Genomic DNA, 23,010 nt, shown 5'->3' with positions numbered 1-23,010 from the left:
AGCATTTCGCAGCCGTATCTAGCGCCTGAGATAACGCTTCTAGTCCTCCACGCTCACGTCGATGTTTGCGCGCGTTGCCTTAGAACGGGGTAGGACTCGCGGAAGGTGTCGGCAAGCGCCTGTGCGTTCTCCTAATTGTTGCTGGGGGTGGAGACTTCGAGCTTCATGCTAATGAACAAATCCTCGAAGCCGTTGTTTAAGGCCACGCGTGCCCCGATTGCGGATTTGACTCCGCCATCGGCGGCGCAGCAGTGCGACCGCCTCATATGAGTGAGGTGCGCCGGCGCGGATGAAGGGAGTTATGCGGGAGGCAGCGCTAAGCGACGTGCGGCAGGTAGGCCACATCGTGCACCACTGCGCGGGCTAGTGGGGCGCGGACTGCGGCTCAAAAGTACTGGGGCGTTGTGAGCGGGGGGAAAGGGGTGTCTGCGCGGCGCGGATGCTGCGGAAGTCGGACACGCTAAAGGCCTTGGGCGCAGGACTACAGGCGCGACAAATGTTTGGGCCTATAAATTTCTCCGTGGCCGGTGTGCTTTCTGCATACGCATTTTTTAGTCTCATGCCTTACTCAGCGGGCGCTGGTAGCGTTTTATTGCATACCGCCACCAGCAGCCACAGGAGGCCAAATCCATGGACGCGGATACTTCCGATTTGCTCTTATTCGCCGGCTTAGTGCTTGTCATGGTGCTCTTTTGGACCTACTACATTTTAGAGGTGCGAAGGAATCCCAGATCGGAAGAGTGGTACGACGAACTCGCCTGGGAAGGGGCAGAAAGTGATGGTGTGCTCTTCGTTTATCCTTATGGCACGCTAGTTTTGGGTGTTGGCGGTCTCGTAGGGTTGATCGAAAGCATGAACCCTCCCGAGTTTGTCACAGCGGCGCTGATGGTTGCGGGCATGGCAGCTCTTGTCGTTGGAGGCATTGGATTTACTGGTGCGTTCGGGATCCCGCTTCCATGGCCTTTCGTTCCGCATTGGGTCGTCGACATCCGCAAAGCGAAACGTGCTCGAAGGCGTGAGCGTAGAGAAGCTAGGAGGAAGGGAGAGGGAGAATAGGGGTGGCGACTTTCCGGTGTTTGGGTGCCGGTGGAACGCTCGAGTGGGTGTCATGGTGGAACGAGACGAGGCTTCACCAAAGCTTGGGATACCGAATCCCAGTCGAAGTGGAAACCGAATTTTGGAAGCAGAACCCGCCGCAAGCAATAATGAAAATCAAGGCAAATGCCTAGGAACAAAACTCGGGGCACTTCACCTGTCTTTTCGCTGGTGTGCGGACATATGGGCCCGAACTTCGACTTATTTACCTTCTTGGGATAGGTCCCTCTGACGATCTATCCGCCGCTCAACTTTGGCGTAGCTGTAGACTAGGCGATTCTCTAAAGAACTACTCGCAGTCTCGGGGCTCGAGGAGCTCCGACGATTTTCTCCAACTGGGGCAGCCTCAGATTTGATTCTTTTGCGATCTCCTCGCGAGGAATTCCATTCTCTTCAAGTAGTTGAATAGATTTTTCCAAAAGTGCAGGGCGGTCACAATCCGTGATTTGACCCGGTTCTGCGCGTCTCCACTTCCTACGTGAAAGAGTGGTCATCGCGCCACGGTAGCTATTCTCGCTGATAGTTTCGAGGCGATGCATTCTGAATAACAAAGCCTGGACAGACATTCCCCATTTCTCTTTCAGTTCGAAGAGTTTATGCCAAGACTGTCGATTTATCGACCGAGGAAGTTCAGGGAGCAATGACGACGTTGGTGCCAGAAACTCTGATGCAAAAAGATGGGCTTGGGATTCTGCAATCGTCTCGCCTGGCTCCGCTCCTTCATGCATTACCAAATGCCCTAGCTCATGCGCTATATCGAAGCGTTGACGGTAGAAATCATTCTTCTGGGGATTTAAAATGATATACGCTCTGCCGCCCACCCACATCGAATATGCATCGACATTCGCGGTGGCTTCTTCGTTGAGGGCGACAATGACCCCTTTCCTTTCGGTGGTAAGAAGCAAGTCCCTTATCGGAAGTGACCCCAAGCCCCAAGATTCTCGGAGCCGAGAAGCCGCAGCTTCCACTTGATCATCTTCTTCGGGAAAATTCACAGACGGCAAGTCTGGTTCCGGAAGGATCAGATGTCGCTCTAGGGTTCCTGTGACAATAGCGGCGAGAACCCCGAACTGATGCGCTTGTTTGCGGGATTTTTGGGGGGTAGCTTTCAAGGAACGAAAATGTGGGGGAGTCGAGGAATTCAGAAGCGGGGAACTGGTGTTGCGGAAAAACTCCGGTTCAACCTCGAGTTCGTTGGCTAGCCTAAAGATAGAGTCCTCGTTAGGGGTTTTGGAACCGCGCTCCCAAGAAGAGACCGCTGCCGGTGTTACGCTCACAAGCTCCGCGAGCTCTTTCTTGAGTAGACCATTAAGCTCACGGGCCTGAGCCAATCGCTCTGGTGCGAATGAATCCGCTACTTCCTTTAACCTGCCCATTTTTCTGTCCTTGGTTGCTTGTTTTGTTTATGGTTGAGCCGTGCGCTTCGATGGTCTACGCAGTTGAATTCCTAGCTCATCAGCTGAATGGCTGGAGGCTGGTGCGGCCTTCGTGATGGAATTAGTGGTGGCCGGCATTGAAAGGTCTAGTTTGATGTCGTCTGCCCAAGCATTCCCGATAGCTAGACCCTCCGTCGGAATGCCTATTCTAGCTTCAAAAAGTCCACCAGTGGGTGAGGCTCGATAGGCGATGAAAATTACTGAGTGGAAGGGGCTGGTCTTTTGGAGCTTCTGGTAGGCAACTCCTCCGGTGAATGTGGAGGCTTCAGGCAAGAATAGCGCAGTCTGGGTTCCTGATGTGGTCCCTATGTCGTTAGCCCTAACAAGATCACGACGAATACCACTTTGTTTCATCCAGTCTACGGTGTCTAGATCTTTAAATGTTGAGCAGTTAGCGACTGTGATGATGCAGCCTTCAGAAATCCATCCGTGAAAGCTGCCGTATGAAACTTCCTCGATTTGGAAATCTGGACTTGGGGGAAGCAGCGTCGCCATTTCTGGAGGGAGGTTTTGGAAAAGGTAATCCATCCCAGTGCTGTCTGCGCTCTGCTCGGGGACCGCGTATTCGCCCAGTCTGAAAACTCTACTGAACTCGTCGAGCCCGTAATCCCGACTAAGTGCTGAAAACGTAAGGGATCCTTGTTTCTTTTCGGGGGTCCAGTCTTGCTGTGCTCTAGCGACCAATGAGAGCAGGGCGAAGGTAACAGAATGCTGAAAAGAAGCGTTTGAAATCAACTGTTTAGAACAAAACATAGTTTAAAATGTACCATAATGCTGCGATTTCAAGTGAAAAATTAACCAATGGTGGGTGTTGTTCAGTCTACATGCGGAGGTACCGCTAGACGAGCTGACAATTCGCGTGCCTACGAATAGGTGTATCCTTCCACCCACTGACAGTGTGATTTGAAGAAAGGAGGGGCGGAGAAGATGGTCAGTGGAACTGGCGGTCATTACCCCGAATCGGCACATGCTGAGATGGAGTGCGTTGCGAAAAGAACCAACGCTCGGAAGATGCAGCCACTGGGAGCCTTAGGGCTGCAAAACAGGCGCTTGGCTCTCTGTGCCATTCGGACTCGTTGTCATTGCGAGCGGACCTGAAAATGATGGGGACAATCTCATGGTAGATATTTGTGCTCCATGTCGGTTTGGCTTAACTGTGTACGGATTTCCGCACTCGCATGAGCACACTGAGTCCGCTCCTGCTCACTGCGTAGCCGGCCCCCGGTGAAGAGCCGGAGGTAGGTGCGCTGCTCTTCGGTGATGAGGTGGGGAAGCGTGGCGAAGCCGTCGCTGGGCCGGGAACGGCGAAGTGCCGGAAAGCGGCGACGGTGACGATGTTCCATGAGCAGGGATCTGGTGCGGGTGAAGTGTGCCTGCACGGCATTGAGGGTGGCAAAACCGGTGGCGTAGAGTTCGCTCCAGTAGGTGGTGTCCGTGTGGTTAAGCCAGTTCAGTGGGTGGATTTGGGATGCCGGATCCTAGGAGGCCGATGGTCGAAAGGGGGGGCGCGGGAAAGTATGGACAAGGCAGGAAAGTCTGTTCGTTTTCTACGATGAAGACGCGGTAAAGGGTGTTCGGAAAAGCATGGCTGCGTGGCTGAGGGGGATTTCGATATCGCAGAGCGCTGGAGAGTGGTTGAGGTAGTGCAGGTGCAGGCGGGTACTGGTGCGGATCAGGATAAAGTTCGTGATGTCAAACGGTGCGAGGTGTATGAGGAGCAGGCGGCGGTGGGTGCCGATCCATTGCTGTCCACGCCCTCCACCGGGACGGCGCGCTCCCACTCGACGGAGTCTGGGTTGGCGCGCAGCCAGGTCAGACATGGAGTGAGGCAGCGCAGATCGTAGGTGTTTATATCCTTCCACTGGGTGTAGCTGCTGCGGACGGTGTGGACTAAATCGGGGGGTCGGGTAAAACGGCGGCGATCTTTTGCGCCCGCGCTGCTGATTTCGATGCGGGTCGGGGCGCTATTAGTGCGGAGGCCTGCGCGTGATTAATTGCGGGGGCGTGTGTAGTCTCCTCTTGATGGGTCCAGCGCTGACAAGCACGGATAAACCCTGCGACGTGCTCATAACCCGGGCGGCGGGCGGGTGTAGGGGCCAATCGACGCGCAAAGAATCCGGGTTAGCAAGTTCTTCGGCGAACTGGTTCCACTGGTACTTTTCGGCGTGAGCCTGCAGGTCTTTAGAGCTGGCCATGGTCGGAGTCCCGGTAGGTGAAGAGGTCGATAAGCGAATAGCCTGTGCGCGACTGCGGGCTGGCATTGGTGGTGGGGTCGTTGTGTTTGACCACATTCGTGCTATCCACATAGGGCAAGGCTGTTTGGATGAGCTTGAAGGGCGTGGCCAGAATCATGTGGAATCCAAAGGATGTGAGGCCGGACACGACCGTGCGCGTGAAGGTGGAGTCGGGTTGGTCGCTCTCTCCGACGACATCACCCCAGATTACTTTCAGACAGGGACGAAAACAAACCATACCGAAGCCAGTGACTAGTTTCACTGTGACGAGGCAGAAGGAATGTAGATTGACATAGTCTGCCCCAGCGTGGAGCTAAAAATATGAATCCTGGGCTCTTCAAAGTGGAACTGCCAACAACGCAATGGGGCTAGTCCTTCACGGCATAAGCAATCCAGTAAGACAAGAGTATCGAGCAACGCGACTTGCCGGCTGCAGATTATTTTCGCAGACAAGTGTAATAGAGCAAATGCGAATGAAGCTATGAGACTAATCGCCTTCCGTTGGTATAAGATTTATATATTTCATATTCCTTTACTGAAAGGCTGCGCGCCATGGCCAAGAAGACCTCCATTGAGTCTGCCGCAATTTCGTTTAACCCTGGGGATGATGGCTCTTTTTCTTGCGAGCTTCGTTCCAATCTTGGCCGCTTTGTACGTGTTGCGCGGCGTGGTGATGTCCAGTCGCCTGAGGTAGAGGGTGATGCCGAGCTGACTGGCTCGCCGGCGATTGTTGATGCGCTGTGGCTTGCAGCGGTGGGGCAGAAGTCGTCGGATGATTTGGAGGCCCAACTTCCGGAAGCCGTGGCTGCGGTCCAGGAAGACTTCAATTTCAACAACGAGTTTATTAGCCCGACTGATCAAAGGGACTTTGCGGCAAAAGCGGTAAAGCGTGCGGTCAAGCGCCACGAGGGAGAGGTCCAAGAGCTTAGGGAGCAAGCCATTGCTTCGGCAAAGTTGGCTACCACTTTGGCTGAGCTCATGGACACGCTTAGTGATGCCACCGAGGAAGGCTGGTGCTCCCGCTGCCTGACCAAGTCCACCCATAGGAAATCCAAGACTAAATCCCTGTTCGTGTGCGAGAATTGCGGCTCGGCGACGTCCCACTGCACCGTGCCCCAGTGCGATAACTTCGCTGCCGCCGGCCTCGGTCAGGTGGCTTTGCCGACGGTGTGTGCAGAACACCTTCACCAAGTCCCTGATTTTGAGCGCCTCGACCATCGCATTGCTGACCTCACCCAGTGGCGTGAGCTCCGTGAATTCAAGGCAGCCAATGTTGGTCGCGCAGCAAAGCTTGCGGCCGCCGGCGTCGCAACTCTAGCCCTGGGCGCTACCGGTGGATTGTTGGCAGCTCCCATGGTGGGTGGTGCGGTAGGTACTACGTTCCTAGGCTTTTCTGGCGCAGTAGCACAAAACGCTGGTCTGGCAGCGCTCGGTTTCGGCTCCTTGGCTTCTGGCGGTTTAGGTATGGCTGGCGGCGTATGGTCGTTGCCGCTGCTGGTGGACTGCTCGGCTCCGCATACGGAGTAAAAGCGCTTAACTCCTATATTGGCGAGGATGACTCCTTTGATATTCAGTGCGTCCGCAAGGGGAGCGGTACGCCCGTCTTGATCGCACGTGGTTTTACCACTGAGAAGAAGCTGGATTGGCGTACAGAAGTTAAGGCGGTCGAAGCCGCCTACCCTGATTCTCCGATTTATCTCGTGACCTGGGGCAGCAAGGAAATGCTGGAGCTTGCCGGTTTCCTAGCTCCAGGTGCTGGTTTTGCCGGCGGCGCCGTGTTGAAGGGCATGGTCAAACATGCCGGAAAGAAGTTGGCCAAGAAGGCAACGCCTGCTGGCTTGGCCCTAGGCGTTGTGGACTTGGTCAAGAACCCGTGGACAGTTGCGGTTAACCGTGCCAATAAGACAGCAATGACGCTCGCCGCAATTATTCAGCGCTCCCACCTAGAGTCCGTGGTACTCGTTGGACATAGCTTGGGCGGTCGCGTCATGCTCAACCTTGCTACTGCGTTAGCGGGCGCTGCCGGGACTGAAAATGAAGTGCGTGTTGAAGCCGTGCATCTTCTGGGTGCGGCCATTGGTCAAGATACGACGTGGGATTCTGTTGGTGAAGCCCTATCTGGGGTTGTTCACAACTATCACTCCCACAATGACGTGATTCTAGGTCGACTGTATCCTGCAGCGATGGCCGGCACGAAAGCGATCGGGTTCGAGGGCCTGGACGCCTCGTTTGCGGTCAATCATGACGTGAGCGATGCAGTTAAATCGCACTCTGCTTACTACGAGAATGTGGAGCTCTCTAGAACACTGGAAAGTTAAGCGGCAAGCTTGTCCTATTGCATCCAGTGACCACCGGGATATGACTTCCCTCTGATGGGCCCCAGTAATCGGAGCGTGGCGAGGGGGATAAGTAGCTCAGCTCGCCCGACTTCGTCTGGCATTTTTCTTAGCTCGGTCCATTTCGATCAATTAACGCGGTAAAAGGGAGGCTGAGGGGAGCCCTAATTGTTAAAAATCGCCGATTTTATAAATTAGGCGCTCCAGCTGGCGGGCTAAATGATAAAAACCCGCGTTTTTAAAAAATAGGGTTTGGATCTTGCCGAATCACTGGGCGGTCGACGGGGGCCGACAGAAGAGGTTGCACAAGGCATAAAAAAGACCCACGCGGCGCTGAAAGTAGCGCGGCGTGGGCTGGGGGAGAGGACTAGGGATTAGTCCTGAGCAACACCAACGTTGACCTCAATGTTGCCGCGGGTGGCCTTGGAGTAAGGGCACATCTGGTGGGCGGCGTCGGCAAGCTCTTGTGCCTTGTCATCCTCAACGCCTGGGATGGTGACCTCGAGGTCCACGCCGAGGTAGAAGCCCTCGTCGTTCTTGCCCAGGGAAACACGGGCACCGACGGTGGAGTTTTCCACGTCTACGCCCTTGTCCTTGGCCACTGCCTTCAGCGCGGAGTGGTAGCAGGCGGCGTAACCAGCAGCGAAGAGCTGCTCCGGGTTAGCGCCCTCACCGCTGCCGCCCATCTCCTTTGGGGCGGTCATGGTGAAATCCAGATCGGAATCCTTGACTACAGAGCGGCCGTCGCGGCCTGCTCCGGTGGAGAGTGCTTCGGTGGTGTAAACAGCGTCCATGATGACTCCTTTTCTATTGGGTCTTTGTACGTCCGCCGATTGTACGCAAGAATCCTAGTCTTCGACGACGCTGACGGTGACCTCGATATTGCCCCGGGTGGCGTTGGAGTAGGGGCAGACCTGGTGGGCGTCGTGGGCAAGGTTCTGGGGAGTGGTGCGCTCCTACCGCCCGCTGTTGGCGGAGCTCGGCTTGACCTATCCGCAGTACCTGGTCATGTTGGTGCTGTGGGAGGCGGACGAGCCGGTGCCGCTGAAATTCATCGACTCCCGCCTGGGCCTAGATAGCGGCACGCTCACGCCGCTGCTCAAGCGCCTGGAAAAGCAGGGCTATGTGGAGCGCTGGCGCGACCCCGATGATGAGCGTCGCACCCTCGCTGCCCTGACTGCCGACGGCGCCTCCCTCCGCACCCGCGCCGAATGCATCCCCGAAGCCATGGCCAAGGCCTATAAGGAGGTAGGCCTCGACCTTGCCGAGTTCAAGAAATCGCTGGACATCCTGGCCGGCGTGCCTGTGGACGTGGAGCTGCCGTGGCCATCTGGGGATGACTTTGTGGGTTAAAGTGTGGCCTTCATATAGCAGATGAGGACGGCTATACTGGCTTAAGAATTTTGGCTCTTTACACGTAAAAATTGTTTCGCACTATGAGAGGAGGGGTCATGGCTACAGCAGTAGACGTCGCGCAGGTTATCTACAACAAACTGGGGTGGGTCGATGCGTGGAAGCTGGAGAAGCTTACGTATTACTGCCAAGCGTGGAGCCTGGGCTGGTACGGGCGACCTCTTGTCTCGAATGAATTTCAGGCGTGGAAGGACGGTCCGGTTGAACCCGACCTCTATCGCGAGAATAAATATCAACGCTCCGAGAAATCCTCCACGGTGTTACCGGGAGCTGATGTAGAGGCAATAGGGGACGAAGCCGAAAAGATCATCGATGCTGTGATTGCCTTTTATGGTGATAAGACATCCAACGAGCTGATTGAACTTACGCACTCGGAACGTCCATGGATCGTCGCTCGTGGTCAGATGGGCCCCGAGGCGAATACTAACGAGCCGATTTCGCAGCTGGAAATGAAAAAATACTATGCCTTGCAGGAAGCACGTGGAGCTGAGGGGCCGACGCGTCCTATGCTTTCGGTGCAGCATCTTTCCGGCAGTGACCTCCAGCAGCGCTTGCAAGCTTCAGTAGAACGCTGGAAGGGCGCTCTTGAGATTCTTGCAACCCGATGAATGAGTACTGCCTTCCGGTGGAAGACGTGGTTCGACTGAACCGTCAACTTATCGGTCGGGATGGCAACCTCCTCGATCGCTCGAAACTTGAGTCAGCGTTGGCCACCCCTTTACAAACCTTCGGCGGAGAGTACTTGCACCCATCTGCACTGGATAGGGCTGCAGCGTTGTTGCACTATCTGGCAAAAGCGCATGCATTCGTTGACGGCAATAAGCGAATCGCCTGGGTATGTGCCTCCACCTACCTAGAAATCGAAGGCTTTGGGCTGGGGCCAATCCCCGATGAAGAGATTGTGGAGCTCGTTGAAACCGTGGCCGCTGCGCGCGATAAGAAGGAAGGCTTCATTGCAGAATGGTTTGCTGAACGGTTGATCTAGTTCGGTCTGGTTAGTTTCTTGGCTAGCGGTTAGTTCGTGGTGGCCACGCGCTTGGTCCACACGCTCCTATCCGCGGTTTCAAACGAGGCACTCACCGTTCTATCGCCGGGCTTTTCGCAGGTGAGCACACGCTGGTCGCTGCCCATGCGGCAATCCAGGTTATAGGACTGCTTGGTCACCGGGCTGCTGGCGGTGATATCTGCGTGGTATACCGCCGTCACCGTGGGATCTTTCGAACGCATGGTGTAGCTAGCCTGCATCGCGGCGTCGAAGACCGCGGCGGCGAATTCGCATGAGGTCAGATCGCCGGCGTCGATGGAATCGCCCGATGACGATGTGCCGCAGTAGCCGCCAATCTGGCCCGCGTTGATGTTGTGGTTGCCGCCGGCCGGCGGTGCGGGCTGCTCCGGTTCGGCCTGTTTGGTGACCGTCTCGGTGCGGGGTTGCTTTGTGTCCTTCGCCGGGCCGGATTCTTCTTCGGCTGCGCCCGCGGCGGAGTTATTGTCCTGTGCAGTGGAAAAGGCCGGCTCATTCGCCGGCGCGGAGTTGCTATCGGAATTGGAGCCGTCGCCGCAGGCGCTCACGGTGAGGCCAGCGGCGAGAAGGATGGACGCTACGGGAAATAAGGAAGGGCGCTGCATAGGGGATACTGTAGTGCCCTTTGGGGAGTGGTGCGGGGTTACTGCTCGATGCGGGCCGGTGGAACCGGCGCGCCCTCAGGCGGTAGCACCTTGGGATACTTCTTGGCGGTGCCGGAAGAAGCGGCAGCCGCGGTTGCGCCCTCGGTAGTACCGGCAGCGCTGGTGGGGGCAGGGCGGTGCGGGGAGGGGTCCCAGTGGGCGTCGACAAGCGTGCGCTGGCATACCCAGCCCAAGGCCAAGATGGCCAGCGCGATAAGGGCAATGAAGAAAAGCCCCAATGCGCCATCGGCGTGGATGGACCAGCCCAGCAGCAGGCCAAGCCAGCCAAAGTCAGCATCGCCGAAGGTGGTATTCGCGGAGCCGAAGGAGCCCAAGACGCTGAGGAGGAACGCCGGCAGGAAGGTAATGATGAGGCCGTTGACAAAGGCGCCGAGTGCCGCGCCGCGGCGTCCACCGGTGGCATTGCCGTAAACGCCGGCCGCGCCGCCGGTAAAAAAGTGCGGCACGAGGCCGGGCAGAATCAAAGCAACGCCAAAGGCAGGGTTAAGCCAGGTGGACAGCACGGCGAGGCCCACCAGTCCGCCCACGAAGGAAGAAATGAATCCGATGAGGACTGCGTTCTGGGCATAAGGGAAGACGATGGGCGCATCCAGTGCGGGAATCGCGCCGGGCACGACCTTGGCCGCGATGCCCTGGAATGCGGGCACGAGCTCGCCCAAAATGGTGCGCACGCCAAAGAGGATAACGGCCACGGCCACGCCGAACTGAAGACCCTGGGTGACAGACTGCATCAAGAAATTGCCCACATTGGTGGCGCCATCAGGGAAGGCGGTAAAGGCTTCTTCCGAACCGGCGCGAGCGATGAATAGCACGGCGAGCACCACGTACATCAGCGCCATGGAGAGCGCGGTTGCCACCATAGAATCGCGCAAGAAGCGCAGGCCTTCCGGCAGCTTTAGGTCTTCAGTAGAGGGCGACATCTTCTTTCCCTTGCCGCCCACCAGCTTGCCGACGCCGCCCGCAGCCAAGTACCCCACAGTGCCGAAATGCCCGATGGCAACGGAGTCATCGCCGGTGATTCGGCGGGTAAATGGGTGCGCGATAGCCGGCAGCGAGACCATGAGAATGCCGAGCAGGGCCGCGCCAAAGGCAATGACGACCCAAGACGAGTACCCGGCAGGGGCGAGCACCATGGTGAGAAGCGTTGCCATGAAGAGGACGTGGTGACCGGTAAGGAACACGTAGCTCATGGGCGTGAAGCGGGCGAGCAGTAGCGAAACGACAAAGCCGAGGATCATAATCCAGGCGACCTGGCTGCCGAACTGGTCTTGGGCAATGCCTACGATCGCCTCATTCGTCGGGACCACGCCTTGCGCGCCGGTGGCACCCGTAATCATGGCACCGAGCGGCTCGAGCGAATCGGTGACGAGACCGGCGCCGGCACCAATGAGCAAGAAGCCAAGCGTGGCCTTGATGGCGCCGCCAATGGTTTTGCCGGTGCCGCGTCCCATCGCGGCCAAGCCGACCGCGGTGATGATGCCGATGAGGAATGCCGGGACGGAGAGAATCTCATTGACGAGGAAGTTTGCTATAGCAAGAAGAAAATCCATGAGGATGCTCCTTAGATGTCATAGAGCTCGCGCAGAGCCCCATCGATTTCAGACATAGAGGTGAAGTCTTGAATGACGTAGACGGGAACGCCGACATCGCCAAGCGTTGCTGCGATTTCGCCGGAGGTGAGCAGGAAATCTGCCTCGCTCGCACGACCCTTGGCGGAGATGGTGTCCGTGGCTTCTACATTCAGGTACGGTCCCCAGCCCCATTCATCGAGGACCTGCTCTAGCGTGTTCTTAAGGAACAGCGAGGTTCCCAGGCCGTTGCCGCACACCGTGAGGATCTTTCCCTTGGACGCGACAGAATCTGCGGCGGTGTGCTTTGCCTCTTGGGACGCGGGCGTCGCTTTCGGCTCGGCCGCCGGCTGCTTCTTGCTCGAAGTCGATGCGGTGAGAATTGCGCGGAGTTCTTCTTCGGATTCCGCGCGATTGAGCTCGTCACGCTTGGTGGCTAGCAGCTTTGCCAGCTGCTTCATCGCCTGCAGGTGCTCGGAGTTGTTGCGCGCGGCAAAAGCTACGACTAGGTCGACGGGATCATTAGAGTCATGGCCGAATTCCACTGGCTTATCCAGCCGCACCCACGACAGGGAGGTTTCCTTCACCGCCTCCGAAGGACGCGCGTGCGCGAATGCGAAGCCAGGAGCAACCACAATGTAGGGGCCCGTTTCTTCTACGGAGTGCACCATTGCGTTCGTGTAGTCCGCGGTGATCGTGCCTGCTTCTTCCAGCAGCGAGCCCGCCAACCGGATGGCCTGCCTCCAGTTATCCGCGGCGCCGTGCAGCTCCACCGCGCCGGGCACCAAAAGGGAATCTAGTGTCGCCATATGTATCTCCCATCACAGAAATAGTGACATCGGGGTGAATGTCACTGATGATTCTATGCCGTGGAGAAACCGGAGGTAAAAGCAGGGGTAACGTTTGCACTGGTGGGAAAGTAGAGCGGCTCTATGGCGTCTGGTGCCCCGAGGGGTTTCGGACTTTGGGGCAGCCCGTGCTGAGGGCGTGAAAGTGAAAAGCCCCGCTAGCGCGGGGAGGGGTACAGCTCAAATGCTGCTTTGAGCACTGCAACAGGCTCATCCCGTTGGGTGCGGGAAGGTGGTGTTATCACCTGCAAAAGAGTGTACTCTACTGCGGTTTCGATTTAGCGTAGAAAAATAATGAACGTTGCAGTGCTAACGGTGCTAATGTCTTGGGTAGTGAATGGTTTAGTCGACTGAGGTCGAAGCTTCGGTGGCATGAGAGTCTTGCGGAGGAATGGAAAATGGAATTGCCGGCAGCCACGGTTGAATTCTGTAAGCGTGCCGAGGGGTGGGCGCAGCAAAGGCGGCCGCAGACGCGCAGTTTGTGGGCGAAACCGGGAGATGGAGTTGATTTCCTTAATGTGCCGCAACACTTGGTGGATACGGCATGTGCTGCGTCGCTAATCTTTAACTCTTGGGTATCGCAGCCGGTTAAAGATTTCCTGAGCGGAGAATTGCAGATATCAGAACCCGAATTGGAAGGGCTGTATCTATGGTTGGCGGGGTGTCATGACCTGGGGAAAGCTTTAAAAACTTTCCAGCGGCAAATTCTGACCCAGGGAGGGTTGGAACACCTTGTTAACGCTGTTGATGATGCAGGACTGGCTACGGAGCTCAGCGTTGACGAAGCCAACTTTAGCAAGATCCCTCACAGTATAGTCTCCGGAGAAATTCTTTCTCTGTGGTTAGAGGGGCAGGGGGTTCGACGGCCCAAAGCTAATGCGGTAGCTGGAGTGGTGAACGCGCATCATGGCATTGCGACTGGCCCTAATCCTTCAGTGCGCAATCTCTTGGAAGATTACCCGGCTGAATGGAAAGCCGTCCACCGTGAGTTGGTGGAGGCGATGGAGGAATTGTGTGGGGTGGAAGCGGGCATCGGCAAGCTAGTGGCGTCAATGCCGAAAATGTCCGCTGCCGTTGCGCAGGCTCTGGCCGGACTGGTGGTGATGGCGGATTGGATTGCTTCTAATGAAAAAGCATTTACACTCCGCGTGCAGGGTAGTCAGCTGGAGCGAACTGATGCGGCGGCCGAATTTCTAGACCTCACCTCGCCATGGGCCCCTGGGGCTGCGGGGTGGACAGATATTGATGAGCATTTCCGTAAGTCATTCAATTGGCCTGCGGAATTTAAAACGCGCCGGGTTCAACGGGCGATGGTAGAGGCGGTCCAAGACCTGGACGAGCCTGCCTTGGTGGTGCTCGAGGCGGAGACCGGCGTAGGCAAGACTGAGGCGGCACTCGCAGCCGCAGAGATTCTGGCAGCCCGCAACGGTGCGCAAGGAGTGTTCTTTGCGGCCCCGACAATGGCTACCGCTAATGGCTTGCTAGAGCGGACAATCGAGTGGGCTGGAAATGTGGCAGGAAACTCGGTGCGGTCCATGTACCTCGCGCACTCGAAGAATGCTTTGTCCAAGCCCTTTGCTGAGTTGAAGTTCAACGGCATTAATGACCTGGAAGAATCTGGTGGTGAGGTAGTGGCCTCGCAATGGATGTCTGGGCGTCGACTGGGGATTCTCTCGAATTTCGTCGTGGGAACTGTGGACCAGGTGCTGATGATGGTGCTGCAGCAGAGGTATTCCATGCTGCGGCACGTGGGGCTAGCCGGGAAAGTGGTCATATTCGATGAAATTCATTCGTTCGATGTCTATACCTCTGACTATCTGCGCAGCACCATTGCCTGGTTGGGACATTATGGAGCCAGCGTCATTCTGATGTCCGCAACCTTGCCGCCGCACAAGCGTAAGGAGCTGGTGGAGGCTTATTCATGGGGAGATATGCCGGAAGGTGAGCAGGGCTATCCGCTCATTACCGTAGCTACGGCAGAGGAGATCCATGTGACCTCGGTAGAACCATCGCCTACCAACCTGGTGGGAGATATTCAGATCCTCAATGAGGAAGAGAGGCCCCTTTCCGTATTGCTTGATGAGCTACTTGATGAGGGTGGCTGTGCTCTTGTTATTTGCAATACTATTGGCCGCGCTCAAGCTACATATTCGCGCCTAGCGGAAATGTATGGCGAGTGTGTGGAGCTTCACCACGCGGGCTTTGTGGCCTGGGAAAGGGTGGAAAAGGAAGATTCGCTGAGGCAAGAGCTTGGCCCTGATTCTCACCGTGGAGCTGGGCGTCCGTGGCGCAAAATTGTGGTAGCCACCCAGGTTGCAGAGCAGAGTCTTGATATTGACGCCGATATTCTCATCACGGATATCGCGCCTATAGACTTGCTCATCCAACGCATTGGTAGGCTGCACCGTCATGCGCGCCCCGAAACTGATAGGCCTCGCCGTCTCCGGGATCCGAAGATTTTCATTCGCGGTGTGCTGCAGAAAGACCCAGTTCCGGAGTTCGATTCTGGTGCGGAAGCAATCTATGGTCGAGCGATCCTGATGTCCACTCTGGCTGTGTTGCCAGAGGAGTTTCGGCGGCCAGATGATACTGCCAAGCTCGTCGCTGAGGCTTATAACCCGGATTTTAAACCGCCAGCACCGTGGCTGGAAGCGTGGACCGAAGCAGAAGATGAGAGGCGACATGGGGAAGCTACGGCTCATTTGAAGTCCGCAGATTATCGATTACCTGACCCTAGGCATGGTCTGCAATTTAAAGCGCTCTTTGAGCGACTGGTCGATGATTCTGAGCGCAGTGCTGGGGAAGGGGGAGCGGCACAGGTTCGTGATATTGAGCCGAGCGTGGAGGTCATCCCCATTATCGCTACCGATTATGGATATCGGCCTTGGGGTTGGGACAGCGAGGTTCTTGATGGGGGCGAAGTTTCATACGAGCTGGCCTTTCATTTGGCGTCGAGTACAGTTCGCTTACCCGGCAGGATGACTCGTTATGGAACAGACTTTGACGCGGTTGTATGCCAGCTTGAGGAATCTACACCAGGTGAATGGGTAGATCACTATCTGCTCCGAGGACAACTAGCTCTTGTGCTTAACGAAAATAATGAAGCAACGGTTGGACGCTTTGAAATCCGCTATTCCTCCGAGCTTGGAATCGAAATAATGAGCGACGGTAGGGGTTAGCATGTCCAAGGCCAAAGCTACCCTGAGGGCACCTCCGTCCCAGAGGTTTTTACTACACACCACCAATCCATCTTTACAGAAAGGAGGCGAAAGATAATGACTGAAAAACCAACATTTAATTTGCTCGATGAGCCGTGGATCTCATGCATTGACAGTGCAGACGCCCCAGTGGCATTAAGTATCCGGGATATATTCTCCGGTCGCGGCGATGCTCAAAAAGTCTTGGGTGATTCACCCACCCAGGACTATGCGGTAATCCGTGTACTGCTTGCTATTTTTTGGCGGGCTCATGCCCTGGAAATCGCTCGTACCCATTCGCACAATTCTCGGCGGACTCATTTTGATTGGGGAGAATGGTTCGCTGATCAGCGAGAAACTCTGATCATAGAGCGACGTGATGAGGTTGTTTTGGATTATCTCGACGCCTTTGCTGATCGCTTTGATCTTCTCTCTGAAACCCAACCCTTTATGCAGGTAGCTACCCTGCATTCGAAGAAAGGGGACACTCGTCCCATCTCTTATATCGTTCCCGAGGCCGCGGAAGATTTCTTCACCATGCGCACTGGGGATGGCCGTCAAAGTTTGTCTTTAGCTGAGGCTGCTCGGTGGCTTATCCACCTGCAAGCCTATGACTATTCGGGTATTAAGACCGGCGCGGAGGGCGATCCACGCGTCAAAGGTGGTAAGGGCTATCCCATCGGTACCGGTTGGACCGGCCGAACGGGCGGAACACTCGTTCTTGGGACGGGTGGATTATTAGAGACGTTGCTGCTTAACACTTCCCAGTATGTTGTCACCACCAAGCAGGATTCAAACCCCATCGAAGGCGATAAGCCGGTGTGGGAGCGTGAACCCGATACGGCAGCGCAGCGCCCCGGATCCGACGATAAGCTCGGTGCATTTCCTCGCGGTGCTGCTGACTTAGCGACCTGGCAAGCGCGGCGAGTACGTCTCGTTGTCGAGGACGGACGGGCTACTCGAGTAGTAGTTTCCAACGGGGACCGCATTCCGGATGCAGGAAAGAACGTGCTGGCCGATCCAATGACGCCGTATCGCTATAGCCCGAATCAGTCAAAGAAAGGCGTGACAGCCTACTACGCTCGCCCCTACGACTCGACGCAAACCATGTGGCGAGGTCTTGATTCCTTAATTGCGCTTGAGGATGACCCCGGCTTTGACCAAAAGAAAGACAAGGCTCCGCTGCGCCCCGAAAACCTGAGTAACCTGGCGGCTCTAGACGCCGATGGATACTTGGCAAAGCATGTCTTCGATGTCGCTCTAGTCTCCATGGAGTACGGGCCGCAAGAGTCTTCAGTGGCCAGCACGTTTAGCTCTACTATCGGGCTGCCTGTTGTGGTGCTTCGGGACGATGAAGCAGGCCGCAAGGTGAGAAATGCTGTTCGAGCCTCCGCTAAACAGACCTATCAGGCAGCGATCAGCATGGGCTGGTTCGCTGGCCAATTGCGGGTAGCCGCGGGCGATGACTACGAGTTTGGAGTAGCTGCCAAAGATCGCTTCTATGCCCAGCTAGAACCGCAGTTTATCGAGTGGATGTCTACCGTTGCGGTGGATACTACCGATGAATCTCAAAAAATATGGCAAAAGCGTGCCAGGGGTGTAGCTCTGGCGCACGCTCGAGAATTGCTCCGAGGAGCTGGTCAAAAGGCTGTCATTGGTAGGGAAATTGATGCCGGAGAAGAAGGAAAGGGCCGAATCATTTCTGCAGGCTCTTTGTATCGGCAACTTCTTCGCCGCCTTGATAAGGACCTGCCGCTTACCGCACCACCGGCTGATAGCCGGAGTAACGATTCATCTCTGAAGGAGGGCAAGGCCCATGCATGAGAATCAAAATACCTCTAAGACAGGCTCGCAACGTAGCGGTGGTCCGAGGCTTCGCGCCTCGGTGGCTCGGACCGCAGATTCGCTGCAACGAAATCTTCTTCATTCGCCGAACCACACTAAACAGGCACACGCCCGAGCTGTGTTAGCGACATTGCGGAAGTACTCTGCAGTAAAACTGAAGCACCACCCCCTTGCCTTGGAGGAAGTCCTGCTGTTGCTGGAGCCACCCTTGAGCGAGTTGGAGTTGGGCCGGGGAGATAAACCATCGGCCTCAGAACTGGCAGCATTTCAAGCTCTCACGATGTTGGGCGTGCATATGCAAAGCGCAACTACTGATGCCCACATCGCTGGGCAAAGTTTTGCTAAAGCATGCGGGCGCTTTTATTCCCAGAGCCAATCCCAGTCCACCAAGCCTCGTTTCGACGCCATGATGGTGGCGCAAGACGAGGCCTCCAGGATGGTTCACATTCGCTCTCTGGTCACGCTGCTTCGACGCGCCAAGCTGGGGTTTGACTATGGGCAATTTGCCAATGACCTCCGCGTTTTAGGCGACCAGACAGTAACCCAGAAAGAACAAGCTCGCCGCCAAGGCGTCCTACTGCGGTGGGGCCGCGATTTCGCCACTGGCGTTTACGCCTCCTCCAACAACGAGTCAGAATCCTAATCCCTTACTTTTTGAAAGGAACTTGAAACCATGTCTCTTATCATTGATATCCACGCTCTGCACACCCTTCCGCCATCGCTTATCAACCGTGACGATACCGGTGCACCAAAGTCCGCAGTGTATGGCGGTGTACCGCGCCAGCGTGTTTCTTCCCAGTCGTGGAAGCGCGCAATCCGTAAGTACTTCGAGACCCATGTTGATGCGGAATCCGTCGGCGATCGTTCTAAGCGCATTCCGCAGAAAATTGCCCTAAAGGTAGAGGACCACGAGGGGTGGGACGCTGAGCGCGCCCGGGCTGCAGTGGCCGATCTCTTCAAGTCCGCCGGAATCACGACGGAAGTAGATTCCAAAAAACTTAAGGCTCTCGAGGAGTCGGAAGAGACTACTAAGGAAGAACTCGAGGCAGCAAAGTACCCACAGACCAAGTACCTACTCTTCTTGAGCCCCCACCAGATAGACCGCGCTGCAGAAGCGATTGTCGAGGCAGACGGCGAGAAGATCAAGAAGAAAGAAGCGCAGAAAATCCTTGATACCGATCACTCGGTGGATATGGCACTTTTTGGCCGTATGGTTGCCGATGATGCTGCTTTCAACATTGATGCCTCAGTGCAGGTAGCGCACGCCCTTGGCATTCATGCCAGTGCACCCGAATTTGATTACTTCACGGCAGTAGATGATTTGGCAGAAGAAGGGGAGGAGACCGGTGCGGGAATGATCGGCACCGTGCAGATGATGTCTTCGACGCTCTACCGCTATGCCACCGTAAACTTGGGCGGCTTGAGCAAGAACCTGGATTCTGAGGAGAATGCGAAGCAAGCTGCCGTTGACTTTGCGGATGCTTTTATTAAGTCCATGCCCACCGGCAAGATCAACACTTTTGCCAACCAGACCCTGCCAGAGCTGGTTTATATTGCGGTACGCGATACCCGACCAGTAAGCCTTGTCACTGCCTTTGAAGAGCCGGTCGAGGCAACAGATGGAAAGAGCCTACGCGTTGCTGGTGCAGAAACCTTGGCTAAAGAAGAGGCGGAGTTTGAGGAAAACTATGGTCTCAAGCCGCAAGCTTCCTTCGTTGTAGGCGTAAGCGAAGCCCGTAAAGCCTTTGCGGATCTTGCAGAAGAAATAACGCTTCCAGAGCTCGCGGATCGATTGGCTGTCGCGCTAGAGAAGTAGGAAGGACGCCGACAATGACCTACTCGTTGTTATTGCTCCTTAAAGGTCCGATGCAGTCGTGGGGAACCGAGTCTCGCTACGCCACGCGAGCCACATCTACCCTTCCTTCTAAGTCGGGTGTGCTGGGGATGCTCGCTGCAGCTGAAGGCAGGCGTCGCACCGATGGAGTAGAAGATCTGGCAGGACTGAAATTCGCAGTGCGGGTGGATCAATCTGGTAGTCTGCTTCGCGATTATCAGACGGCCCAAAATTGGCAAAATGACCCGAAGGGCCAAGCCAAGCTTATTACTCGATATTTCTTAACCGATGCTGCGTTTGTTGCTGCTATCGAAAGCGAAGATCAAGATCTCTTAGAAGGCTTTGCCGAGAGTCTGAAACGGCCGGTCTATCCCATTTTCCTTGGCCGCCGGTCATGCCCAGCTCCGCCGAATATCGTGCTTGGCGTGGTTAATGGGTCTGCGGTGGAAGCACTGCAGAACCACTCGACGTGGCATGCAACGAAGGACTATATGCGCACGTGTGGGCAGGAAGTAGAGTTGCCCATTTACCGCGACTCACTCGCCGGCGAAGTCGGTACGGCCTGCCAGGATGTGCCAGTTTCTTTCGCCCCTGAGCATCGTAAGTATTCGTGGCGCACCGTTGTACAAAAGGAATTCGCCACAGTGGAAAACCCTATTGAACCGGAAAACCGGCGCCCTGATCCCTTCCTGGAAGCGGTGATGAACGTATGAGCACACTGACGAAGATTTTGATTAACCCGCGGCGTCGCCAAGGGCGAAAACTGTTGACCAATCCGCAGGCTATGCACGCGGCTGTGGCAGCTTCTTTCCCGCCCGACTTAGACCAGTCTTCTGGTCGCATATTGTGGCGCCTTGACGAAAGTGCTCACCACCATGCGCTCTATGTCGTTGGGCCAGAAAAGCCGACTGCCAGCGTGATAGCTGAGCAGGCAGGGTGGGATACAAGGCCTGCGCAATCAGTCGAGTATGACCGCTTTTTGGGCTCTCTGACTCAAGGGCAGAGGTGGCATTTTGAGCTCTTGGCCAATCCCACATACTCGCAGTCTAATGGTCAAAAGCGAGGCAAAGTTAAGGCGCACGTTTCAGTAGAACACCAATTGGGCTGGCTGTACCAACGCTCTGAACGAGCCGGATTCAAACTCGCCCCGCGCGCTCAGGATGAGGTTAGTGATGCCGAACGTGATCGCTGGTGCGTACATGAGCAGACCAACATCGTGGAGCGAAAATCCTTGGATTTCCGTAAAGGCGATAGCCGCCGTCGCGTGCACATCGCTACTGCACGCTACCGCGGAACCTTGGAGGTCAGTGATCCAGACGCACTGCGCGCGACTTTAGTCAATGGCATTGGTAGGGCTCGTGGTTATGGCTGTGGTCTATTGACCTTGGCCCGACCTACGGGTGCATAATGTCCACACCGAGTGAAGTCCCCATCACACGCCAGGCACTAGCGCGGATGTCGGACCGGATAAGCTTCCTTTACGCTGAGCGGTGCGTGGTCAATAGAGATGGAAATTCCCTTACTATTACCGATCAGCGTGGGGTGGCTTATGTACCGGCTACCCAGCTAGCTGCCTTATTGCTCGGTCCTGGCACGAAGATCACCTACGCTGCTATGGCTTTGCTTGGCGACGCCGGCGTGACCACCCTCTGGGTAGGTGAGCGCGGGGTTCGCTATTACGCCCACGGTCGCCCGCCGGCTAAGTCTTCCCGCATGGCTGAAATCCATGCGCAAGTTATATGTAACCAGCGCAAACGGTTGGATTGCGCTCGCCGCATGTATGCACTGCGGTTTCCTGGTGAAGATGTTTCTCGGTTGGCGATGTCGCAGTTGCGCGGTCGTGAGGGGGCGCGTATGAAGCGGATTTATGCCGCCGAAGCGGAGCGCACGGGTGTGTATTGGAATCGTCGATCTTATGACCCCAATGATTTCGATTCCTCGGACCCCATCAACCAGGCACTCACGGCAGGAAGCGCTGCTTTATACGGCGTTGCACATGCCGTAATCGCAGCACTGGGTTTCGTTCCGGCGTTGGGCGTTGTTCATACTGGCACCGATCGCTCCTTTGTCTACGATGTTGCCGACCTGTACAAAGCGGAGATTTCCATTCCTGCGGAATTCGACGCCGTCGCAGCGCAGCAGGGAAGTCCCTCCATTGAGGTGCGCCGCCGTGTCCGCGATCAGGTGGTATCTCATCGCTTGATGCCCCGGATGGTGCGCGACCTTAAAGCTCTTTTCGATGCCCCCGATGATGTCCTGGTCAGCGATGCCGAGCTAATGCTGTGGAGTGAGCTCGAGGTTATTGCCTCCGGGGTGAATTGGGCAGAAGAGGAGTCGTTGTCATGATGGTGCTGGTCGTTACGGCCTGCCCAGCAGGTCTGCGAGGCGATCTCAGCAAATGGCTCATTGAGCTGACCCCTGGAACATTTGTGGGACGCCCTGCCGCGCGCGTCCGGGAATTGCTCTGGGAGAGAACCGTGGATCTTTGTAAAGATGGTCGTGCCTTATTGGTGTATCCCGCCGCTAATGAGCAAGGCATGGAGTTTCGAACTCACCGGCATCACTGGGAACCCACCGATTTCGATGGCGTCACGTTAATGATGCGCCCACATAAACCAAAACAAATGAAGCGTCGGACGGGTTGGTCGAAAGCACGCCAAGCCCGCAAAATGTACAACCGACAGAAAAGAGGAGGTTAGCGTATTCGATTAAATGAGCTTTTGACCTCCTGCTTGAAGCCGTATGTAAAATAACCTTTAGGATCCTATCATTCCTGCTCAGCAAGTGTGCTCCCCGCGTAAGCGGGGATGAGCCCCGTCTGCTGCGTTTACTGCGAGTGCTACACCGGTGCTCCCCGCGTAAGCGGGGATGAGCCCGCCACCCGCTCCCACCAAATGGCAGACCGAGGGTGCTCCCCGCGTAAGCGGGGATGAGCCGCCCGTCATCATCACGTCAACAATCGGCGCAATGTGCTCCCCGCGTAAGCGGGGATGAGCCGTCAATAATCGTCGTCGGCAACGAGAGCGTCGTGTGCTCCCCGCGTAAGCGGGGATGAGCCGGAACCGGCTGGCTATTCGTGGAAGGCCCCGGCGTGCTCCCCGCGTAAGCGGGGATGAGCCCTCGGCGTCACGTCTTCCGTCGACGGTGTAGTTGTGCTCCCCGCGTAAGCGGGGATGAGCCTGTGCGCGCTGTGATTGGCCGGCTGGCCGTGACGTGCTCCCCGCGTAAGCGGGGATGAGCCCACTCACCCGCACTAAAGCGCGGTCATGCCCGGGTGCTCCCCGCGTAAGCGGGGATGAGCCCTGAGCGATGGTCGCACCGCGCTTAATCTCCGCGTGCTCCCCGCGTAAGCGGGGATGAGCCCAGCGCAAAACAGTCAGAAGGACATGATTGACCGTGCTCCCCGCGTAAGCGGGGATGAGCCGGAGGGGGAGGGAGAATAACCCACCGCACCACAGTGCTCCCCGCGTAAGCGGGGATGAGCCCACTGGCGGTGGTTTCACCATCGGTAAGACCGC

The 23,010-nt window shown here is 56.3% G+C and carries 23 protein-coding genes and 1 CRISPR repeat array (1 of these 24 cut by a window edge); of the genes, 14 read left to right on the top strand and 9 right to left on the bottom strand.

Going from position 1 to position 23,010, the window contains the following annotated elements:
- Positions 1-630: 630 nt before the first annotated feature.
- Positions 631-1,056 (top strand): hypothetical protein, encoded by a 426-nt coding sequence (locus CORTU0001_RS06070; protein WP_034668333.1) that lies wholly within the window; start codon positions 631-633, stop codon positions 1,054-1,056.
- A gap of 320 nt (positions 1,057-1,376) precedes the next feature.
- Here the strand turns inward: CORTU0001_RS06070 and CORTU0001_RS06065 are convergent, their stop codons facing one another.
- The 5 genes from CORTU0001_RS06065 to CORTU0001_RS11720 all read right to left on the bottom strand — a co-directional run bounded on the left by CORTU0001_RS06065 (position 1,377) and on the right by CORTU0001_RS11720 (position 4,883).
- A complete protein-coding gene (locus tag CORTU0001_RS06065) occupies positions 1,377-2,471 on the bottom strand; it encodes an XRE family transcriptional regulator (RefSeq protein WP_005328213.1) in 1,095 nt (364 codons plus the stop codon).
- A gap of 27 nt (positions 2,472-2,498) precedes the next feature.
- Complete coding sequence (locus CORTU0001_RS06060; protein ID WP_034668331.1) at positions 2,499-3,284, bottom strand: hypothetical protein; 786 nt, start codon at positions 3,282-3,284, stop codon at positions 2,499-2,501.
- A gap of 362 nt (positions 3,285-3,646) precedes the next feature.
- Positions 3,647-3,985, bottom strand: a complete 339-nt coding sequence (locus CORTU0001_RS11955) for a Wadjet anti-phage system protein JetD domain-containing protein (protein ID WP_244262100.1) — start codon at positions 3,983-3,985, stop codon at positions 3,647-3,649.
- Positions 3,986-4,203: 218 nt separating this feature from the next.
- Positions 4,204-4,368, bottom strand: coding sequence for a hypothetical protein (locus tag CORTU0001_RS11950; RefSeq protein WP_244262099.1), 165 nt, complete (start codon positions 4,366-4,368; stop codon positions 4,204-4,206).
- Positions 4,369-4,712: 344 nt separating this feature from the next.
- Complete coding sequence (locus CORTU0001_RS11720; protein ID WP_005328209.1) at positions 4,713-4,883, bottom strand: hypothetical protein; 171 nt, start codon at positions 4,881-4,883, stop codon at positions 4,713-4,715.
- Between the two features lie 434 nt (positions 4,884-5,317).
- Between CORTU0001_RS11720 and CORTU0001_RS11280 the strand changes: the two genes are divergently transcribed.
- Together CORTU0001_RS11280 and CORTU0001_RS11275 are read left to right on the top strand one after the other, a co-directional pair.
- Positions 5,318-6,292 (top strand): hypothetical protein, encoded by a 975-nt coding sequence (locus CORTU0001_RS11280; protein WP_050776588.1) that lies wholly within the window; start codon positions 5,318-5,320, stop codon positions 6,290-6,292.
- Entirely contained in the window at positions 6,244-7,083 is an 840-nt protein-coding gene (locus tag CORTU0001_RS11275; protein WP_005328207.1) for a DUF726 domain-containing protein, read from the top strand. Before CORTU0001_RS11280 ends, CORTU0001_RS11275 begins: the two co-directional genes overlap by 49 nt.
- A gap of 392 nt (positions 7,084-7,475) precedes the next feature.
- Here CORTU0001_RS11275 and CORTU0001_RS06045 read toward each other — a convergent pair whose 3' ends face one another.
- Positions 7,476-7,895 carry an organic hydroperoxide resistance protein gene (locus tag CORTU0001_RS06045; protein WP_005328206.1) on the bottom strand — a complete coding sequence of 140 codons (420 nt, stop codon included), beginning with the start codon at positions 7,893-7,895 and terminating at the stop codon, positions 7,476-7,478.
- A 154-nt stretch (positions 7,896-8,049) separates the two neighbouring features.
- Between CORTU0001_RS06045 and CORTU0001_RS12010 the strand changes: the two genes are divergently transcribed.
- From CORTU0001_RS12010 to CORTU0001_RS06030, 3 genes are all read left to right on the top strand, one after another.
- On the top strand, positions 8,050-8,454 hold the full coding sequence (locus CORTU0001_RS12010) for a MarR family winged helix-turn-helix transcriptional regulator (RefSeq protein WP_279625306.1): 405 nt from the start codon (positions 8,050-8,052) through the stop codon (positions 8,452-8,454).
- Between the two features lie 98 nt (positions 8,455-8,552).
- Positions 8,553-9,122: a Panacea domain-containing protein gene (locus CORTU0001_RS06035; RefSeq protein ID WP_005328204.1), complete on the top strand. Its 570-nt coding sequence runs from the start codon at positions 8,553-8,555 to the stop codon at positions 9,120-9,122.
- A complete protein-coding gene (locus tag CORTU0001_RS06030) occupies positions 9,119-9,499 on the top strand; it encodes a type II toxin-antitoxin system death-on-curing family toxin (RefSeq protein ID WP_005324347.1) in 381 nt (126 codons plus the stop codon). The genes CORTU0001_RS06035 and CORTU0001_RS06030 overlap by 4 nt, the downstream gene beginning before the upstream one ends.
- Before the next feature lie 29 nt (positions 9,500-9,528).
- Here the strand turns inward: CORTU0001_RS06030 and CORTU0001_RS06025 are convergent, their stop codons facing one another.
- The 3 genes from CORTU0001_RS06025 to CORTU0001_RS06015 are packed head-to-tail and all read right to left on the bottom strand — an operon-like array spanning position 9,529 to position 12,577.
- Positions 9,529-10,140: a hypothetical protein gene (locus tag CORTU0001_RS06025; protein ID WP_005328202.1), complete on the bottom strand. Its 612-nt coding sequence runs from the start codon at positions 10,138-10,140 to the stop codon at positions 9,529-9,531.
- Positions 10,141-10,178: 38 nt separating this feature from the next.
- Positions 10,179-11,750 carry a PTS ascorbate transporter subunit IIC gene (locus CORTU0001_RS06020; protein WP_005328201.1) on the bottom strand — a complete coding sequence of 524 codons (1,572 nt, stop codon included), beginning with the start codon at positions 11,748-11,750 and terminating at the stop codon, positions 10,179-10,181.
- 11 nt (positions 11,751-11,761) lie between these two features.
- A complete protein-coding gene (locus CORTU0001_RS06015; RefSeq protein ID WP_005328200.1) occupies positions 11,762-12,577 on the bottom strand; it encodes a PTS sugar transporter subunit IIAB in 816 nt (271 codons plus the stop codon).
- A gap of 437 nt (positions 12,578-13,014) precedes the next feature.
- Here CORTU0001_RS06015 and CORTU0001_RS06010 point away from each other — a divergent pair, with 437 nt between their 5' ends.
- The 8 genes from CORTU0001_RS06010 to cas2e all read left to right on the top strand — a co-directional run bounded on the left by CORTU0001_RS06010 (position 13,015) and on the right by cas2e (position 22,191).
- Positions 13,015-15,795, top strand: a complete 2,781-nt coding sequence (locus CORTU0001_RS06010) for a CRISPR-associated helicase/endonuclease Cas3 (protein WP_005328199.1) — start codon at positions 13,015-13,017, stop codon at positions 15,793-15,795.
- A gap of 96 nt (positions 15,796-15,891) precedes the next feature.
- On the top strand, positions 15,892-17,637 hold the full coding sequence (gene casA, locus CORTU0001_RS06005; RefSeq protein ID WP_005328198.1) for a type I-E CRISPR-associated protein Cse1/CasA: 1,746 nt from the start codon (positions 15,892-15,894) through the stop codon (positions 17,635-17,637).
- The gene (gene casB, locus CORTU0001_RS06000; RefSeq protein WP_034668325.1) at positions 17,630-18,301 is read left to right on the top strand and encodes a type I-E CRISPR-associated protein Cse2/CasB; all 672 of its coding nucleotides are present in this window, start codon (positions 17,630-17,632) and stop codon (positions 18,299-18,301) included. Before casA ends, casB begins: the two co-directional genes overlap by 8 nt.
- 30 nt (positions 18,302-18,331) lie before the next feature.
- On the top strand, positions 18,332-19,474 hold the full coding sequence (gene cas7e / locus CORTU0001_RS05995) for a type I-E CRISPR-associated protein Cas7/Cse4/CasC (RefSeq protein WP_005328196.1): 1,143 nt from the start codon (positions 18,332-18,334) through the stop codon (positions 19,472-19,474).
- A gap of 14 nt (positions 19,475-19,488) precedes the next feature.
- A complete protein-coding gene (gene cas5e, locus CORTU0001_RS05990; RefSeq protein ID WP_005328195.1) occupies positions 19,489-20,205 on the top strand; it encodes a type I-E CRISPR-associated protein Cas5/CasD in 717 nt (238 codons plus the stop codon).
- A complete protein-coding gene (cas6e, locus tag CORTU0001_RS11465; RefSeq protein ID WP_005328194.1) occupies positions 20,202-20,900 on the top strand; it encodes a type I-E CRISPR-associated protein Cas6/Cse3/CasE in 699 nt (232 codons plus the stop codon). The genes cas5e and cas6e overlap by 4 nt, the downstream gene beginning before the upstream one ends.
- Positions 20,900-21,838, top strand: a complete 939-nt coding sequence (cas1e, locus tag CORTU0001_RS05980; RefSeq protein WP_034668320.1) for a type I-E CRISPR-associated endonuclease Cas1e — start codon at positions 20,900-20,902, stop codon at positions 21,836-21,838. Before cas6e ends, cas1e begins: the two co-directional genes overlap by 1 nt.
- Complete coding sequence (gene cas2e, locus CORTU0001_RS11460) at positions 21,835-22,191, top strand: type I-E CRISPR-associated endoribonuclease Cas2e (protein WP_084771645.1); 357 nt, start codon at positions 21,835-21,837, stop codon at positions 22,189-22,191. The genes cas1e and cas2e overlap by 4 nt, the downstream gene beginning before the upstream one ends.
- A gap of 87 nt (positions 22,192-22,278) precedes the next feature.
- Positions 22,279-23,010: a CRISPR direct-repeat array (repeat unit 28 nt; unit sequence GTGCTCCCCGCGTAAGCGGGGATGAGCC); it runs 760 nt beyond the window's last position.

The sequence above is a fragment of the Corynebacterium tuberculostearicum SK141 genome, from assembly GCF_000175635.1.
GTDB lineage: Bacteria > Actinomycetota > Actinomycetes > Mycobacteriales > Mycobacteriaceae > Corynebacterium > Corynebacterium tuberculostearicum_C.
The sequence above is the reverse complement of the archived record's forward strand: the minus strand, read 5'-3'. Positions and strand labels throughout refer to the sequence as shown.